This is a genomic window from Sinorhizobium arboris LMG 14919, from assembly GCF_000427465.1.
In the GTDB taxonomy this organism is placed as follows: Bacteria; Pseudomonadota; Alphaproteobacteria; order Rhizobiales; family Rhizobiaceae; genus Sinorhizobium; species Sinorhizobium arboris.
In genome coordinates this window covers 1,220,943-1,237,553 of the sequence record NZ_ATYB01000008.1, presented here as the reverse complement: position 1 = coordinate 1,237,553, position 16,611 = coordinate 1,220,943, and the positions used below count along the sequence as shown (strand labels likewise).

The following is a 16,611-nucleotide window of genomic DNA, read 5'->3' as shown; positions in this document are numbered from 1 at the left end:
GCGGCAATCAGACCGCTATGCTGCGCCGCGTGGCCATGACATAGAGCCCGCTCGCGAGCGTCGCTGCGGAGCAATAGGTGATGGCGCCGAGCGGGCCGAAGCCGTCCACGAAGAGCCCGCCAAGGACGGCGCCGCTGGCGATGCCGACCTGGAAGGTCGCGACGATGAGGCCGCCCGTGCTTTCCGCATGGTCGGGCGCGGCTCGCACCATCCAGGTCTGGACGGCGACCGGCAGCGCCCCGAATGCGAAGCCCCAGACGGTCACCGCCACGGCCGACACGACATCGAGCGAACCGAAGGTCACGAGGGCAAACGCCATCGCCGCGATGAGCAGCGTTCCGATGCTGACGGCCGCCGTGATGCTGCGTTCGATGATGAGCCCGCCGGCGAGATTGCCGAAGAAGCCGCCGATGCCGTAAGCCAGCAGGATCAGCGAGATCGCCTCGATCCCGAACTCCGGGACGTTTTCGAGGAACGGGCGCACATAGGTGAAGCCGGCGAAATGGCCCGAGACAAAAAGCAGAACAGTGATGATCCCGATGCGGATGCTCGGCACGCGCATGAGGTCGAAGAGGAGCTTCAGGCTGGGGGCCGATTGCGGCGGCAGCCGCGGTATGGTCGCCATTTGCACGATCAGCGTTACGGCACCGACCGCCGCGGCCATCAGGAATGCGGCGCGCCAGCCCCAGAGATCGCCGATATAGGCGCCTATGGGTGCCGCGCAGACGGTTGCCACCGAGACGCCGGTGAAGACGATCGACATGGCGCGCGGCACCAGCGACATCGGCACGAGTCGCAAGGCGATTGCCGCCATCATCGACCAGAAGCCGCCGAGCCCGATGCCGAGGACGACGCGTGCGGCAAGGAGCATGGCGAGATTGGTGGCGCAAGCCGCAAGCAGGCTGGAGGCGATCAGCGCCAGGGTGAAGCCCCAAAGCACGAGCCGGCGGTCGAACCGGCGCGTGGCAATGGCGATCGTCAGCCCGGCGACCGCGCCGACGACGGCTGTCGCCGTCACCGCCTGGCCGGCCGTGCCCGTGCTGATCCCGAGATCGGCGGCCATCGGCGTCAGAATGCTGACGGGGAGGAATTCTGCGGTGACGAGGCCGAACACGCCAAGCGCGAGGGAGCCGACCCCGGCCCATGCCGGATCGATGCGCTCCTCGCTTTCCGGTATGAAACTGGCGTCCAGGGTGGTCGCTGAATCTGTCATAAGAGCGGTCTCCTTGAGAGGGGTCCGGCTTAGATAAGGCGTGACGCCCTGGACATTCCATGCTAGAAATTCCGCAATGCTTGATCATTCGTCCAAAACTTCGCCTTCCGCTTCGGAGGATTTTCTCAGCGAACTCCTGCGCGGATTGCGCCTCGACGGCGTCGATTACGTCCGTTGCGAATTGACCGCGCCCTGGGGAATTTCATTTCCGGCGCAGGAGGCGGCGCGCTTCCACTTCATCTGCGGAGACTGCTGGCTGCGGGTAGCCGACGGAGACTGGATCGAACTGAAGCGCGGCGATGCGGTGCTTTTGCCGCGCGGCGGCGCGCATGCGCTGGCGAGCGCGCCCGGCGAGAAGCTGTCGCCGCTCGAAGCCTACTCGGTCCAGAAGGTATGCCATCGCGTCTACGATGTCTGCGGGGGCGGGCGCGGTGAGACCACCATCCTTTTCTGCGGCAGCCTGCGGTTCAACATGGATGCCATGCATCCGTTGCTGCGCATGATGCCCGACGTGATGCGCATCGACGCGCTGACGGCCAGCGAGCCGGCGATCCCGCACATGCTCGACGCCATGGCGCGGGAAGTCGGCGCCAGCCGCGTCGGCTCCGGCGGCGTGCTGGCGCGGCTCGCCGACGTGCTTGCGGCGCTCATCATCCGCTCCTGGGTGGAGCACGGATGCGGCAATACCAACGGCTGGGTGGCGGCGGTCCGCCACCCAGGACTCGGCCGCGTCATCGCGGCCATGCACCTCGACCCGGAGAAAGCCTGGTCAGTCGATTCCCTCGCCAAGCTCATGGGCGCCTCGCGCTCCGGCTTCGCCCAGCAGTTCGCCGCCGTGGTCGGCGAGACGCCGGCCCGTTACCTCACACAGGTGCGCATGCACCAGGCACGGCAATGGCTGACCCGCGACCGCATGCGCATCTCCGTCGTCGCGCGCCGCCTCGGCTACGATTCGGAGGCCTCGTTCAGCCGCGCCTTCAAGCGTGTGATCGGCCTGCCGCCAAGCCACTATCGCGGCTCCGAACCGGCAGAAGCACCGACATTTACCGTCGGCGAGGGCTGAGGGAGAGGCAAAGAAGACCTCCTGCGCGCTTTCTTTAATCCTGGTCGATCAAAGGGCAAAAACATGCAGCAGATCAAAGTGCCACAACGATCCTTGCCCGTCTGCTAGATGCGGCGCTGCAGAGCATTTGACTCGACGCACTTCCGGACGGAAACCGTTAAACATGTTTCCTGGAAGGGCTTTAAGGCGGCCATTCCTGCACGCCGTGGACGCAGCCCTCGAAGGCGGAAAACGAGTGCGCTACATGGTCCGATCACATCGCAGAGTTGCAAAAATGCAGCAAGCGACATCTTTGTCGGGTCTGGCGTAATGAGGGCTCCAACCGAAGCGGATCATTTGTTATCGCTCTGGTGAAGAGCGTTGGCATGCAGAGGTCCGCTTTGCCTAAGTAAATACCGGTCTCAATCCATTTCTCACCCGTACTGCCGCCGGCTGACGAGAGCCGGTGGGGTATGAATGCGTTCATCGGGTGGTGGCATGAGACCGGTCTGGCATCGTTTAAATGTGCCAAGTGCAGCCCCGCTGTCTCAGCTCTTCACCCCCGAACGCCGCCATGCCGTGCCCTAGTGGTTTTCTCACGCTCCCATCTTGGTGGACTTCCGAACGGAAGGCCAAGACGGCATGTGCAATACACTTCAGGTCCGCTGGACCATCATTCCCGTAATTCCACCTCGGCCCTGGGTCGCATGCAGCGGCTGCGGAGGCCTTAGAGCCTTCCAAAGCAGCAACAAGATCAGGCTCAATGCCAATGGTCGGAAGCTTGATGCATGGCTTATCTACAAGTGCCTGACGTGTGACAGGACATGGAACCGCCCAATATTCGAACGCCGGAATGTTCGCAACATCAGTCCGGCTGTCCTCGACGCGCTACAATCCAACGATCCCTCTTGGATTCGAGCGGAGACTTTCAATCTCGAAGCGCTCAGGCGGAAGTCGCAAAGGATTGATGAGTTTTCCGATTTCGAGGTCCGAAAGGAGCTGCTGAACGAGGCCGCTGATTGGGAGCATTTGGAAATCGAGCTTTCGGTTCCATTGCCGAGCAGCACGCGCCTGGATCGCTTGCTTGCCTTGGAGCTAAGGATCTCGCGTTCTCAGTTGAGCGCACTCCATCAGAACGCTTTGCTTCGGACGAAACCAGACCGCTCCGATATCTTACGACGGCGGATCAGGAGCGGCATTCGGGTAACCGTGGATCTTTCAGCTATGGCCGACAGAGATCTGGTGTGGAAGCCGGCTGCTCTTGGAAAGACTTCGTAGAGGGTGCCCCGGAACGCCCGAAACGTCAGGGCATTGCGGGGGCCTTCCGATAGAAAACGCGCTGGCCCCGTTCGATCCAGCCACTGTTTTACTCAGGGCACGATCTCAAGATCGGTCTGCCGAAACTCGTCGTCAGTGGCCAGGATCGGTACGCCCTGGTACTTGGCGCAGGCATAATGCAGGCAGTCACCGAGGTGGTGTGCGGCGGAAAGCGCGAGGCGGGTGGTTTCTCTTGCCGGCGGCAGGTCATGGACCTCAATGCCGCGCTCTTCGAGAAACTCGAGAAGAACGGGTTCGACCGCATCGACCGGGAGGTTGAATTTGTCGGGGCGGGCAAGGCCAAGGGCAGCCTCGAGTACCGCAACCGGGGAGGTCATCGGGCTCGGCGAAGACGCGATAGCGTCGGAAACGCGGCCAGCCTCCGGTTCGTCCGACAGCAACGCGATGATGGCACATGCATCGACGAACATCAGCTTTCGTCCCACATCGCGTCAAAGGCCTCTCGCGGGAGCGGTTTCCTCGCGGCATTGCTGAGCGCGATGCCGTGTTTCTCCCGGAGCCTTCTTGCAGTCTGCAGCGGCGTTTCCAGGTTTCGCCGGCGCTCAATCGCCTCCTTCATGGCGATGACGATCGCCTCGGTGATGCTGACCCCGGCCATGTGCGCAAATTTGCGCGTCAGGGCATCCGCCTCGGGGTTGTTGACATTGATCGGCACGGCGGCCTCCATGTAGATCGCTTGTTGAATAATGTAGACCCCTGCATCTACACAAGCAAGCACGGCCCGTGCGGCAATCGGAAAGGGGGCGGCATCTCGCTACCGCAAACGCCGCCCGTCTTCGGCGAAGAACCGCCTTCGGTCCTCGGGCACGGCGAAGGAAAGCCTTTCACCCGCTTGCCAGTCCGGCCCATCGCGCTGCTCGACGACGAGGCTCTGCCCGTCCTCGAACTGGCAGTAGAGGTAGCGCGTTCCGCCGAGATATTCCGAGAATTCGACCTGCGCGGTGAGCCGCTCCGGACCCGGTTCGGCCACCGTGATATGCTCCGGCCTTATGCCCAGCCGCAGGCGCTCGCCCCGTGCGAGGCCGCCGCCGTCGATCTGAACCCTCATCGTCGCACTGCCGATCCGGACGTTACCGTCCCCCTGCCATTCCGCATCGAGGAAGTTCATCCGCGGCGAACCGATGAAGCCCGCCACGAACATGTTGGCCGGGTCCTCGTAAACGTCGCGGGGGCTGCCGGCCTGCTCGATCCGGCCGTCCCGGAGCACGACGATCTGGTCGGCAAGCGTCATCGCTTCCGTCTGGTCGTGGGTCACGTAAATCATCGTGTTGCCGAGTTCGCGGTGCAGGCGGGCGATCTCGATACGCATGGAGACGCGCAGTTCCGCATCGAGGTTGGAAAGCGGCTCGTCGAAGAGGAAGACCTCGGGCTTGCGCACGATCGCCCGGCCGATCGCCACGCGCTGGCGCTGGCCGCCCGAAAGCTGGCCGGGCCTCCGGTCGAGCAGATGGTCGATCTTGAGGATGGCCGAGACCTGCGCGACGCGGCGCTCGATTTCGGCCGGGTCCGTTCGCGCCATTTTGAGCCCGAAGCCGAGATTTTCGCTGACGCTCATATGCGGGTAGAGCGCATAGGACTGGAATACCATGGCGATGCCGCGCTCGGAGGGGTCGAGGTCGGTCACGTCCCTGCCATTGATGGCGATCTCCCCCTCGGTCACCTCTTCGAGCCCCGCGATCATCCGCAGCAGGGTCGATTTCCCGCAGCCGGACGGGCCGACGAAGACGACGAAATCGCCTTCCTCGATCGTTAGGTCGATGCCGTGAATGACCTCCAGGCCGCCATAGCTCTTGCGGATGTCGCTGAGCACGACGCTCTTGTTGCTGATGCCGTTCGCCATCCCTGAGATCACCCTATTTGTCCGACCGCACCCAGACGAGCATCTCTCCCGGCGCCCGGTTATCCCAGAGATGGTAGGGCACGAAGCGGGCCCTGTGGGGCCGGCGCCCGGCTGGTGCCTCCCTGTAAAGCGCCTTGCCCCAGTTCTCCGTTTCCTCGCGCTCGACGGAAATGTCGATGGCGACCGCACCGTTCAGATCGTCGAGCACGACGGTCTCGGCAGACGGCAGTTCGCGAGGAAGGACGATCGCGTTCAGGTCCTCGCCATTGTCCGTCGTCTCGACGCAATAGACGAGCGGACCGCGCATCAGCGCCACGCGGCCGGCGTCCTGCCGGACCTTCGGATTGGCATATTGCGGCCGAAGCGCCAGCGGCAGATAAAGCGCCACGCGGTCGCCGTCCGACCATTCGCGTTCGATGCGGGCATAGCCGCCGGTCAAATGCGGCGAGAGATCGAGCATCGTACCGTTGACGCTGAGCGTCGCCGCCGCCGCCCATTCCGGTATGCGCAAGGACAGCGCGAACTTCGCCGGCCTGTCGAGCTTCGTCGTGAAGGCGATCGTCCCCTCCCAGGGATAGTTGGTCTCTTGTCTGAGCTCGACCTCGGCGCCGCTCGCGAGTTTCAGCCGCACCGTGCTTTCGCCGTAAAGATGGACGGCGATCTCGTCCTCCGCGACCGCATACATATAGGAACCGATCGAGGTCACGAGCCGTGCGATATTGGGCGGGCAGCAGGGGCAATGATGCCACTTCCATCGGTGGTGCCTGCCGGTGCTTTCGAGCGGGTTGTCGTAGAAGAAGGTTTTGCCGTCGATGGAAAGACCGGGCAACGCGCCGTTATAGAGTGCCTGCTCCATGATGTCGGCATAGCGGCGGTTCGGGCCGCGGCCGAGCATGCGGCTCGCCCAGAAGACAAGGCCGACCGAAGCGCAGGTCTCGGCGTAGGCCGTGTCGTTGGGCAGGTCGTAGTAACCGGTGAAGCCCTCGTTCGAGGCGGCAGGCCCGATCCCGCCGGTAATGTACATCTGCTTCGTGGTGAGGTCGTCCCACAGCGTTTCCAGGGCGGCCGTCAGGCTGTCGTCCCTGTATTCGGTCGCGATGTCGGCCATGCCGGAATAGAGATACATCGCGCGCACGGCGTGGCCGACGACCTTTTTCTGTTCGCGCACCGGCTGGTGCGCCTGGCCGTATTCGTAGGTCTTCTGGATGAAGCTTTCCGGGTCGCGGCCGTCGCGTCTGGCTTCCTCGGTGAAGAAATGCGGCTCGGTGCCGCGCTCATCGATGAAGAACTTCGAAAGGTCCAGATATTTCTTCTCGCCCGTCACGCGCGCAAGCTTGACGAGCGCGAGCTCGATCTCCTCGTGGCCGCAATAACCAGGGATCTGCCCTTCGCCGCGCCCGAAGACCGAGATCATGTAGTCCGCAAAGCGGCACATGATGTCGAGAAGTTTGCGTTTGCCGGTCGCCTGGTAATAGGCGACGGCGGCCTCGATCAGATGGCCGGCGCAATAGAGCTCGTGGTGGTCGCGCAGATTGGTCCAGCGCCTGTCGGGCTGCACGCGCTGGAACCAGGCATTGAGATATCCGTTCTCGTCCTGCAGTTTCTCATACATGTCGATGATCCGGTCGGCGCGCGCCTCGAGTTGCGGGTTCGGGCGGCGATAGAGCGAATAGGCGATCGTCTCGATCGACTTGCCGAGGTCGGAGTCCCAGAACATCTGGGTGGTACCGCCCCAGGGTTGGATGGGGATGACGATGCCGGGGCTCGGATGACTGACGTCGATCGCCTTGATCATGCCCGCCTCGACGCAGCGGTCGAGCAGGGTTTCGGCGGTGGATTGGCAGACGGCATCCTGCCATTTGCCCCAGAAGCCGCCGAGCTCGACGTCGGGAACGGCAACGGGACGGAACTGGCGGTCTTTCACGGTCTTTGTCATGAGGTCACTTTCTCTCGGATCATTTCACCGCGCCGGCCATCAGCCCGCGCATGTAATAGCGTTGCAGAAGAAGGAAGACGAAGAGACAGGGCACGACCATCACCGCGACGCCGGCCTGCACCGCGCCCCAGTTGATCGCGCCGAGGCGGCCGGCGCGCACGGCAGTCATCAGCACCGGCAGCGTGTAATTGTCGTTGCTGGACAGGAGGACGAGCGCGGCGAAGAATTCGTTCCAGGCATTGAGGAAGGCGAAGATCGATACGGTGGCAATCCCGGGCATGACCAGCGGCAGCAGCACCCGCACGAGAAGTTTCAGGTCGCGGGCGCCGTCGATGCGGGCCGCCTCCTCGATCTCCTTGGGAACGGCATCGAAGGCGTTGCGCATCATGAAGACGGAGAAGGGAAGCTGCAGCGTCACATAGACGAGCATCAGCCCGACGAGCGAATTGTTGAGCCCGAGCCGCGCCAGAATGATGAAAAGCGGCGTCAGGATCGACTGGAACGGGATCATCAGCGTCGCGATGACCAGCACGAAGAGAGCGTTCTTGAACGGAAAGCGGTACCGGGAGAAGCCGTAGCCGGCGAACACGCTGACCGCGACGGTCAGGACGACCGTTCCGATCGACACGAGGAGCGAATTGAACATGTGCTGCCAGATGCCGGCACCGAAACTGTCGAGCGCCCGATAGGCGTCGAAACTCAGCCCCGAGATCGGCCATGGCGGCAGCGGCGGTCTCCCGGATTCGCTGTTCGGCCGGAAGGAGGCAAGAAAGGAAACGGCAAAGGGCGCCAGGAAGAAGAAGGCCGTGCCGATACCGATGCCGTGATAGACGATCCTGTCCCGGAGCGCCTTGCGGACGCGGATTTCGCGGCGCGTCCTCATGGGCGTTCATCCCCCACCTTGAGCAGCCAGAGCTGGACGACGCTGAGCGTCACCAGGATCAGGAGCAGTGCGATCGACAGTGCCGCGCCATAGCCGAGATTGAAGGACACGAAGGACTGGTTGAAGATATAGTAGACGACGGAGATCATCTTGTTCTGCGGTCCGCCGCTGGTCATGATGTAGAACTGGTCGAAGGCGAGGATCGAGCCGGTGACCGAAAGGATGAGCGCCAGCGCCATGGTCCGGCGCATGAGGGGCAGCGTCAGGTGGCGGAAGCGTTGCCAGCGACCGGCGCCGTCGATGCGGGCGGCCTCGGTCAGTTCGGCCGGGATGGCCTGCAGCCCCGTCAGCAGGATGATCATGGTGAAGCCTGCGATCTTCCATACCACCATGACGACGATCGTCAGGAAGGCGGTATCGAACTTCGCGAGCAGGTTGACCCGCCCGGAGGTCAGGCCCACCGTGTCGAAGAGCGGCGCGAAGAGCCCGCTGTCGACATTGGCGAGCCAGACCCAGAGCAGCGAGGCGGACGCGAGCCCCACCACGACAGGCAGAAAGACGATGGTCCGGTAGAGCGAGACCAACGGCCTCTGCTTCTCCACGAAAATCGCCAGCGGAAAGGCGACCGCGAAAATCGCCATCGTAACGATCAGGGTATAGTGGGCGGTAAAACCGAGAGCGTTGAAGAACCGCGCATCGGTGAGCATCCGCGTATAGTTACGCAGGCCGATCCAGGCCGGCTCGCCGAGCAGCGGCCATTTGTGGAGGCTCATCCACAGCGTGAACAGCACCGGCAGCACGAAGAAGAGCGTGACGAGGGCCATGGCGGGCGCGATATAGATGAGCCCGCGCCATCCGGTTTGCCGCTTCGGGCAGCGTCGGCGGGTGGTGGCTGTGAGTGCTGACGTCGTCATGGATGCGCTTTCAAGGGTTGCGAGACATCGGTGGCGGGGTGACACCCTCTGGGCATCTTCATGTTGCGGCTGGCGCAGGCCCTGCTTCTTGCCGATCTCCCCCTTTGGAGGGAGACGCCCGGCAGGGCAGAGGGGGGGGTTGTCCCCCACCCGCCGTTCATGAAGCAGAACACCGCTCCTTCCCGGCCTCACTGCCCCGCGTCGATGATCGACTGCATCTCGTCTTGTGCGGTCGAGAACGCCCCGTCGACGTCGTCGCCGTAGATCGCGGCATTGGTGAAGGTCGCCCACGGCCCGTTGGCGCTGTTGATCAGATCGTTGAACTGCAGCGTATAAGGCGTCTGGGCGACGGCGATCGCCTCCATGCCGACCTTCAGGCGCGGGTCGAGGCCTTCGAGCACCTCATTGGCGATGTCGCCGCGGGTCGGCAGGCTGCCGAATTTCGCCATGATCTTCTGGCCTTCCGGCGAATAGGTATATTCGAGAAATTCCTTGACCTCTTCGAGCTTCGGCGTGCCTTTGGTGACGACGAAGTTATCGCCGCCGGCAAAGGAGGACGGCTTGCCGTCGACGCCGGGTATCAGCGTCACACCGAAATCGATCTCGGAATGCTGCGTCACCAGCGTGCCTATGGCGAAGGCGCCGAGGCTCTGCTGGCCGATCTTGCCATTGGTGAAGCTCAGGAAATTCACGCCGTTGTCGCTCGCGGCACCCGCCGGAACGAGGTCCTTCTCGACCATGTTGCGGTAGATATCGACCGCCTTGCGCATTTGCGGCGTATCGAGCGTCGCGGTCTTGCCGTCGGCCGAAAGGATGTCGGCGCCCGCGCCCCAGGTCAACGGCGTGAAGGTGAAGATCATGCAGCCGCCGCAGCCGCCGCCGGAGAAATAGAAGCCGTAGGTGTCGCCGCCGAGCGCGCGGATTTTCTCGGCATTGGCGGTGATTTCCTCCCAGGTCTGCGGCGCCTTTTCGGGATCGAGGCCGGCCTTCCTGTAGAGGTCCTTGTTCCAGGCGAAGATCGAGGTCTCGACCGTGAGCGGCAGGCCGTAGATCTTTTCCTCATAGGTGCCGAGCTTCACATGCGAAGGCGAGAGCGAATTGAAGTAGGGCAGCGCCTTCGCCCAGTCGGTGAGATCCTCCAGCTGGCCGGCGGCGGCGAAAGCCGGCGTGTAGATCAGGTCGAGCGAAAGCGCGTCGGGCGCCTGACCGCCGGCGATCGCAGTGGCATATTTCTGCACGAGTTCGGCAAAGGGCACCTCCGTGAGCTCCACCTTGTTCTCGTGACCTGCATTGTAGGCCTTGACGACTTCCTTGAAAGAGTCCCCGATTCCCGAGCGGACCCACATGCTGATCGTTTCGGCCGACGCGACCGAAATCATGCTGGCCGATATAAGGGCCGTTGCAGCCATCAACTTCGCGAACATCTTGCATTCCTCCCAAATGCGGGGCCACCCTGGGTGAAACCCCATCTCCTCAATCAGTCTGTCGGCCCCTGCCTCCGCAGGAGTCCCGTACGACAAGCCTGCAGGGCAGTTTGCGCAGGCCGGGTTCGATCGTCCGCCCCTCCGCAAGCGCGAGCACCATCAGCCCGGCCTCCCGCCCGAGCTCCTTCAGGTTCATGTCGATCGTCGTCAGCGGCGGCCGGGTCTGCGCCGCCATGATCTCCCAGTTGTCGAAACCGATGACGGAAACGTCCTCCGGCACTCTGACACCCCGCTCACGCAGCGCATCGACAACACCGCGGGCAATCTGGTCGTTGCCGCAGAAGATGCCGTCCGGCCTCTCTCCGCCCTCATTCCAGATTCGGTCGATCGCCTCGTGCCCCCACGCCTCTGACCAGACGCCGTGCAGAATCGGCGCCCCAGCGCCCGCCACCTCCCGAAACGCCTCGGCGCGCTCGACGGCGGAAACGAATTCCCGTGGGCCGGTAATGTGCGACAGCCGCTTGCTGCCCGTCTTTTTCAGCCATTCCGCCGCCAGCCGCGCGCCGTGACCGTCGTCGGAGGTCAGCGTCACGCTGCCGGGCTCGCCCTTGGTGAAAGCATAGACGACCGGCACCGGCAGGCCAGCGAGATCGACCGGGAGAGACCTGTCGACCCGCTTGCCTGTCGCGATGATGCCGTCCACCTGCTTGTCCAGCATGGCGTCGACATGGATTTTCCCAAGCGCCGGGTCGTCCTCGATGGCGCAGAGGAAGACCGATACCCCATGATCAACCAACGCCTCGGAAATCCCGGCCATGACCGGCAGCGTGAACCGGCCATAGGTATCGTTCGTCAGAAGGCCGACCGTGAAGCTCCGGTTGCTGAGCAGGCCGCGCGCCAGCGCATTCGGGCGAAAGCCTATTTCCGCCGCCAGGCTCTTGATCCGCTCGCGCGTTTCGGCGGCCATTCGGCCATTGTCGTTGAGCGCCTTCGACACGGTGGAAACGCTCACGCCGGCAACCCTTGCCAGATCGTGAATGGTGACCCGATGTCCTCTACCGCGCTGCGAGCTCAGTTTCGCCTCCTCCCAGAGAAACTGCGACTGAGAAAACCTTTTCTCATGCGCGGAGTCAATATGGGAAAAGGTTTTCTCTGCAAATAAGTATGATTTTTCGCGAGCGGGGTTGCGTAACGGCGGGGCGGCATGTGCCGCGCGTCGTCGCTAGCCCCTCCCGCTTGTGGGGAGGGGGCTTTCAGGCACAGACGTCCATTCCCGCCGCTTCCTCGCTCCTCCTACGAAAAGCTGAGCGGCCGGTCGCCCTCTTCATCCTTGATGCGCGTCGGCAGACCGATGCGGTTCAGGATGTCGAGGAAAGGTCGTGGCGGCAGTTCTTCCACGTTCGCCATCTGCTTCACGTCCCACTCGCCGCTGGCGATCAGCATCGCGGCCGCCACCGGTGGAACGCCCGCCGTGTAGGAAATCCCCTGCGAGCCCACTTCTTCATAGGCCTGCCTGTGGTCGGCGACGTTGTAGATGAACACCTCGCGCTCCCTGCCGTCCTTGAGGCCCTTGACGAAATCGCCGATGCAGGTCTTTCCCTCGTAGCCGGGCGCGAGTGAAGCCGGGTCGGGCAGGACTGCCTTGACCACCTTCAGGGGCACCACTTCGAGGCCCTCGGCCGTCTTGACCGGCTGCTCGGACAGGAGGCCCAGATTCTTCAGAACCGTGAAGACGTTGATGTAATGGTCGCCGAAGCCCATCCAGAAGCGCACATCGGCCCCGTCCATGTTCTTCGACAGCGAGTGAACCTCGTCATGGCCGGTCATATAGGCTTTGCGCTTGCCGACGACGGGCAGGTCGAACTCCTTGCCCACTTCGAACATCCGGTTCGTCTGCCAGGCACCCTTCTGCCAGGAATAGACGACGCCGGTAAATTCGCGGAAGTTGATCTCCGGATCGAAATTGGTGGCGAAATACTTGCCGTGGTTGCCGGCATTGATGTCGACGATGTCGACATCCGTGATCTTGTCGAAATATTCGTCCTTTGCGAGGCGTGCATAGGCGTTGACCACGCCCGGGTCGAAGCCGACTCCCAGAATGGCGGTAATGCCCTTCTCCTTGCACTCTGCGGCCCGCTTCCACTCGTAGTTCCCGTACCACGGCGGCGTTTCGCAGATCTTGTTCGGCTCCTCGTGGATCGCCGTGTCCATATAGGCCACGCCCGTGTCCATGCAGGCGCGAAGCACCGACATGTTGACGAAGGCGGAGCCGACATTGATCACGATCTGAGAGCCGGTGCTCACGATGAGAGCCTTCGTCGCCTCGATGTCGAGGGCGTCGAGGGCATGCGCCTCGAGCTTCACCTCGGTCTTGAGGCTCTTCTTTTCACGCACGGACTCGACGATCTTGCGGCACTTCTCGAGGGTGCGCGACGCAATATGAATGTCTCCCAATACATCGCTGTTCTGGGCGCATTTGTGCGCCACGACCTGTGCCACGCCACCGGCGCCGATGATGAGAACGTTCTTTTTCATTTCGGGGGATATCTCCTTCTACCCGTCTTACTTACGTGAAGCCTCAGGAGAGGCTCTGCTCGTAGTCCGCGTAGGTGAATTCGCGGACGGTCCTGACGCTTCCGTCAAGTTCCTTGATGGCGATCGCCGGCATCTTCACGCCGTTGAACCAGTTCTTCTTGACCATCGTGTAGCCGGCAGCGTCCTGAAACGAGATGCGGTCGCCGACCTTCAGCTCGTCTGCGAAGCGAAACTCGCCGAAGACATCGCCGGCGAGGCAGGATTTGCCGCAGATCATGTAGCTATGCGGTCCCTCGTTCGGCAAGACCTTGGCGGTCTCGCGATAGATCAACAGATCCAGCATATGCGCCTCGATCGAACTGTCGACGATGGCAAGATTCTTGCCGTTGTAGAGTGTGTCGAGCACCGTCACTTCGAGCGTCGTGCTCTTCGTGATGGAAGCCTCTCCCGGCTCCAGATAGACCTGAACACCATAGCGGTCGGAAAACGCCCTGAGGCGCGCCGAGAAGGCCTCGACCGGATAGTCGTCTCCGGTGAAGTGAATGCCGCCCCCGAGGCTTACCCAGTCGACGCGGGCGATGAGCGAGCCGAACCTTTCCTCGATCTGTGCGAGCATTCGGTCGAAGAGGCCGAAATCCTTGTTCTCGCAATTGTTATGGATCATGAAGCCGTTGATCCGGTCCATAACGGCCTCGACCTTCGCCACGTCCCATTCGCCAAGTCGGCTGAAGGGGCGCGCCGGATCGGCGAGGTCGAAGCTTGACGAACTCACCTGGGGGTTGAGGCGCAATCCGCGCGCGATGCCCGCCGCTTTGTCGGCATAGCGCTCCAGCTGCGATATCGAATTGAAGATGATCTTGTCCGCATGCGAGACCACCTCGTCGATCTCGTTGTCGCCATAGGCGACGCTATAGGCATGGGTCTCCTTGCCGAACCTCTCCCGGCCGAGCCTGACCTCGAAGAGCGAGGAAGACGTGGTTCCGTCCATATAGTCGCGCATGAGTTCGAACACCGACCAGGTGGCAAAGCACTTGAGAGCCAGCAGAGCCTTGGCGCCGGACCTCTCGCGCACATGGGCGATCTTCTCCATGTTGCGGGTGAGCTTGGACTTGTCGATGAGATAATAGGGCGTATCGATCAAGGCAGGACCTATCCGTTCTGAATCCGAAGGGTCCTCCTAGGAAAATGAGGCCGGTTGTGCAACCCGGCTCAGTCCGCCGAGAAAACATGCGCCCCGAACTCTGCTGATGTCCCTCAGGAAAAACGGCCGCGCGCGGCAGCCTGGAAAAGCCTGCCGCAAGGCGGCTCGGCGAACCCCTCCTCCGCCATTGCGCTCAGCGCAGCGACGACCCCGTCGAGGCCGCGCGCTTCCGCATAGTACATCGGCCCGCCCCGCCAGCGCGGAAAGCCGTAGCCGTGGATTTCCACGAGATCGATATCGGCGGCCCGCAGAGCCGTCCTGTCCTCGATAGTCCGTGCAGCCTCGTTGACCATCGGCCAGAGGATGCACTCTACCATGGATGCGTCGTTCCAATCGCGACCAGGCCAGCCCTGCGCTTCCTCCGCAATGATGCGGGCGACTGTCGCGGAAGGCCGCGGTGTGCGGTCGCCGGGCGCGTAGTCGTACCAGCCGCCGCCGCTCTTCTGGCCGAAGCGCTCGATGGCCGCGAGGCGATCGGCGACCGGCGCAAAAGGCGTCTCGCCGCGGGCGCGGGCGGTACGGCGCTGGGAGGCGGCGATGTCCAGCCCGCCGAGGTCTTGTGCCTCGAATGGCCCCATCGGCAGCCCGAAGGCGCGCATGGCGGCATCGACTCCCGCCGGTGTCGCCCCGCTGAGCAGCAGCCGCTCGGCTTGCATCCGGGTGACCCTGAGAAGGCGGTTGCCAATGAAACCGTCCGAAATACCGGCGCGCACAGGGATCTTGTTCAGCATCCGGGCCAACGCGAAACCGGTCGCCAGCACCTCGGGCGCCGTCGCGTGCGTCGGGACGATCTCGACAAGCTTCATTACCTGTGCCGGGCTGAAGAAATGCAGGCCGAGAAATCGCTCCGGCCCCCCGATGCCCTCGGCGATCCGCTCGGGATCGAGATAGGACGTGTTCGTCGCGAGAATGGCATCTTCGCGGCAGACCGCAGCGACGCTTTGAAAGACGCCGCGCTTCACATCCAGATCCTCGAAGACGGCCTCGATGATGAGATCCGCCTCGGCCAACGCTGCCCAATCCGTCGAGCCCGTAACGCCTGCCATACGCTCGGCCGCCAGCCCGGCGGAGATGCGGCCCCGCTTCACCGCACCGTCGAAAAGTGCGCGAAGCCTGGCAAGCGCCCCCTCCACCGCCGCATGGTCCCGTTCGATCAGGACGAGCGGAAGACAGGCGCTGCGCAGGGCGGCGGCGATGCCGACCCCCATCGTGCCGCCGCCGACCACCGCCGCCGAACGAATCGGGCGCGGCTCTATGCCGGCAAGCTCGGGCGGGTGGCGGGCCGCCCGCTCGGTAAGGAAAACATGGCGCAAAGGATTGCCGGCGGTGACGTCGGCGATCCCGCCTCTATGCACGATGCTGAGCGTCACGATGCTCGTCCTCCGTCGGGGGATGATTGACCCGCCGATAGGTCCATGCAAGGCTTTTCTGGGCGGGAACCAGATGGTGCAGGGAGGAAACATGTCCGATACCGACACCGTGCTGTCGGCGATTGAAGGCGGCGTGCTGCGCCTGACTCTCAACCGACCCGACAAGCTCAACGCCTTCAATGAGGAAATGCATCTGGCGCTGCGCGCCGGCTTCAAGCGCGCCCATTCGGACGACGATGTGCGTGCCGTGATCCTGACGGGAGCGGGGCGCGGCTTTTCCGCCGGCCAGGATCTCGGCGACCGCGATCCCCGCAAAGGCGGCATGCCGGACCTCGGCCACACGATCGAGACCTTCTACAATCCACTCCTGAGATTGATCCGCGGTCTGGAAAAACCGATCGTCTGCGCCGTCAACGGGGTAGCTGCAGGTGCCGGCGCCAATATCGCTTTCGCCTGCGACATCACGCTTGCCGCCCGCTCCGCCCGCTTCATCCAGGCCTTCGGAAAAATCGGACTGGTGCCCGATTCCGGCGGGACCTGGAGCTTGCCGCGGCTCATCGGCGAAGCCCGTGCCAAGGCGCTGGCGATGACGGCCGAACCGCTCGATGCGGAGACGGCGGCGAGTTGGGGGCTGATCTGGCGTGCCGTCGACGACGCGGCGCTGATGGACGAAGCTTCCGCGCTTGCAGCGCGGCTCGCGGCCGGACCGACCAAGGGGTTCGGTCTGACCAAGCGCGCGATCCAGGCCGCCGCCACCCGCTCCTTCGACGAACAGCTCGACCTCGAACGCGACCTGCAGCGCGAAGCCGGCCGCACCGCCGACTATGCGGAGGGCGTGACGGCTTTCCTGGATAAACGTAAGCCGGAATTCAGGGGCCGGTGACAAGGGGTCGGTATCGGCGCCAGACGGGCATT

Annotated in this window: 15 protein-coding genes; 3 read left to right on the top strand and 12 right to left on the bottom strand. The window is 63.3% G+C overall.

Features of this window, described 5'->3' with window-relative positions:
• Window positions 1-7: 7 nt before the first annotated feature.
• Window positions 8-1,213 carry an MFS transporter gene (locus SINAR_RS0106380; RefSeq protein WP_027998312.1) on the bottom strand — a complete coding sequence of 402 codons (1,206 nt, stop codon included), beginning with the start codon at window positions 1,211-1,213 and terminating at the stop codon, window positions 8-10.
• 76 nt (window positions 1,214-1,289) lie between these two features.
• On the opposite strand from SINAR_RS0106380, the gene SINAR_RS0106375 reads away from it, so the two are divergent.
• Window positions 1,290-2,276, top strand: a complete 987-nt coding sequence (locus SINAR_RS0106375) for an AraC family transcriptional regulator (RefSeq protein ID WP_027998311.1) — start codon at window positions 1,290-1,292, stop codon at window positions 2,274-2,276.
• 621 nt (window positions 2,277-2,897) lie between these two features.
• Window positions 2,898-3,533, top strand: coding sequence for a DUF1062 domain-containing protein (locus tag SINAR_RS0106370; RefSeq protein WP_027998310.1), 636 nt, complete (start codon window positions 2,898-2,900; stop codon window positions 3,531-3,533).
• A gap of 92 nt (window positions 3,534-3,625) precedes the next feature.
• Here the strand turns inward: SINAR_RS0106370 and SINAR_RS0106365 are convergent, their stop codons facing one another.
• The 11 genes from SINAR_RS0106365 to SINAR_RS0106315 form a co-directional block, all read right to left on the bottom strand.
• Window positions 3,626-4,003 carry a type II toxin-antitoxin system VapC family toxin gene (locus SINAR_RS0106365; RefSeq protein WP_027998309.1) on the bottom strand — a complete coding sequence of 126 codons (378 nt, stop codon included), beginning with the start codon at window positions 4,001-4,003 and terminating at the stop codon, window positions 3,626-3,628.
• Window positions 4,003-4,248 (bottom strand): type II toxin-antitoxin system VapB family antitoxin, encoded by a 246-nt coding sequence (locus SINAR_RS0106360; protein WP_027998308.1) that lies wholly within the window; start codon window positions 4,246-4,248, stop codon window positions 4,003-4,005. Before SINAR_RS0106360 ends, SINAR_RS0106365 begins: the two co-directional genes overlap by 1 nt.
• A gap of 99 nt (window positions 4,249-4,347) precedes the next feature.
• Complete coding sequence (locus SINAR_RS0106355) at window positions 4,348-5,433, bottom strand: ABC transporter ATP-binding protein (protein WP_027998307.1); 1,086 nt, start codon at window positions 5,431-5,433, stop codon at window positions 4,348-4,350.
• A 13-nt stretch (window positions 5,434-5,446) separates the two neighbouring features.
• On the bottom strand, window positions 5,447-7,369 hold the full coding sequence (locus SINAR_RS0106350) for a glycoside hydrolase family 127 protein (protein ID WP_027998306.1): 1,923 nt from the start codon (window positions 7,367-7,369) through the stop codon (window positions 5,447-5,449).
• A gap of 19 nt (window positions 7,370-7,388) precedes the next feature.
• Entirely contained in the window at window positions 7,389-8,252 is an 864-nt protein-coding gene (locus SINAR_RS0106345; RefSeq protein WP_027998305.1) for a carbohydrate ABC transporter permease, read from the bottom strand.
• Window positions 8,249-9,166, bottom strand: a complete 918-nt coding sequence (locus SINAR_RS0106340; protein ID WP_027998304.1) for a carbohydrate ABC transporter permease — start codon at window positions 9,164-9,166, stop codon at window positions 8,249-8,251. The genes SINAR_RS0106345 and SINAR_RS0106340 overlap by 4 nt, the downstream gene beginning before the upstream one ends.
• Before the next feature lie 188 nt (window positions 9,167-9,354).
• The gene (locus SINAR_RS0106335) at window positions 9,355-10,590 is read right to left on the bottom strand and encodes an ABC transporter substrate-binding protein (protein WP_027998303.1); all 1,236 of its coding nucleotides are present in this window, start codon (window positions 10,588-10,590) and stop codon (window positions 9,355-9,357) included.
• A 49-nt stretch (window positions 10,591-10,639) separates the two neighbouring features.
• Window positions 10,640-11,620 carry a LacI family DNA-binding transcriptional regulator gene (locus SINAR_RS0106330; RefSeq protein ID WP_027998302.1) on the bottom strand — a complete coding sequence of 327 codons (981 nt, stop codon included), beginning with the start codon at window positions 11,618-11,620 and terminating at the stop codon, window positions 10,640-10,642.
• Between the two features lie 263 nt (window positions 11,621-11,883).
• Window positions 11,884-13,125: a saccharopine dehydrogenase family protein gene (locus SINAR_RS0106325; RefSeq protein ID WP_027998301.1), complete on the bottom strand. Its 1,242-nt coding sequence runs from the start codon at window positions 13,123-13,125 to the stop codon at window positions 11,884-11,886.
• Window positions 13,126-13,168: 43 nt separating this feature from the next.
• Complete coding sequence (gene nspC, locus SINAR_RS0106320) at window positions 13,169-14,266, bottom strand: carboxynorspermidine decarboxylase (RefSeq protein WP_027998300.1); 1,098 nt, start codon at window positions 14,264-14,266, stop codon at window positions 13,169-13,171.
• A gap of 113 nt (window positions 14,267-14,379) precedes the next feature.
• Window positions 14,380-15,696 carry a 3-hydroxyacyl-CoA dehydrogenase gene (locus tag SINAR_RS0106315; RefSeq protein WP_027998299.1) on the bottom strand — a complete coding sequence of 439 codons (1,317 nt, stop codon included), beginning with the start codon at window positions 15,694-15,696 and terminating at the stop codon, window positions 14,380-14,382.
• 91 nt (window positions 15,697-15,787) lie between these two features.
• Here SINAR_RS0106315 and paaG point away from each other — a divergent pair, with 91 nt between their 5' ends.
• Complete coding sequence (gene paaG, locus SINAR_RS0106310; protein WP_027998298.1) at window positions 15,788-16,579, top strand: 2-(1,2-epoxy-1,2-dihydrophenyl)acetyl-CoA isomerase PaaG; 792 nt, start codon at window positions 15,788-15,790, stop codon at window positions 16,577-16,579.
• The last annotated feature ends 32 nt before the right edge of the window (window positions 16,580-16,611 follow it).

Bases quoted from the DNA above. Each gene is read 5' to 3' on its own strand.
- SINAR_RS0106340 (WP_027998304.1), bottom strand. From the start codon at position 9,166: ATGACGACGTCAGCACTCACAGCCACCACCCGCCGACGCTGCCCGAAG.
- paaG (WP_027998298.1), top strand. From the start codon at position 15,788: ATGTCCGATACCGACACCGTGCTGTCGGCGATTGAAGGCGGCGTGCTG.
- SINAR_RS0106365 (WP_027998309.1), bottom strand. From the start codon at position 4,003: ATGTTCGTCGATGCATGTGCCATCATCGCGTTGCTGTCGGACGAACCG.
- SINAR_RS0106380 (WP_027998312.1), bottom strand. From the start codon at position 1,213: ATGACAGATTCAGCGACCACCCTGGACGCCAGTTTCATACCGGAAAGC.
- SINAR_RS0106335 (WP_027998303.1), bottom strand. From the start codon at position 10,590: ATGTTCGCGAAGTTGATGGCTGCAACGGCCCTTATATCGGCCAGCATG.
- SINAR_RS0106370 (WP_027998310.1), top strand. From the start codon at position 2,898: ATGTGCAATACACTTCAGGTCCGCTGGACCATCATTCCCGTAATTCCA.
- SINAR_RS0106350 (WP_027998306.1), bottom strand. From the start codon at position 7,369: ATGACAAAGACCGTGAAAGACCGCCAGTTCCGTCCCGTTGCCGTTCCC.
- SINAR_RS0106375 (WP_027998311.1), top strand. From the start codon at position 1,290: ATGCTTGATCATTCGTCCAAAACTTCGCCTTCCGCTTCGGAGGATTTT.
- SINAR_RS0106355 (WP_027998307.1), bottom strand. From the start codon at position 5,433: ATGGCGAACGGCATCAGCAACAAGAGCGTCGTGCTCAGCGACATCCGC.
- SINAR_RS0106325 (WP_027998301.1), bottom strand. From the start codon at position 13,125: ATGAAAAAGAACGTTCTCATCATCGGCGCCGGTGGCGTGGCACAGGTC.
- SINAR_RS0106345 (WP_027998305.1), bottom strand. From the start codon at position 8,252: ATGAGGACGCGCCGCGAAATCCGCGTCCGCAAGGCGCTCCGGGACAGG.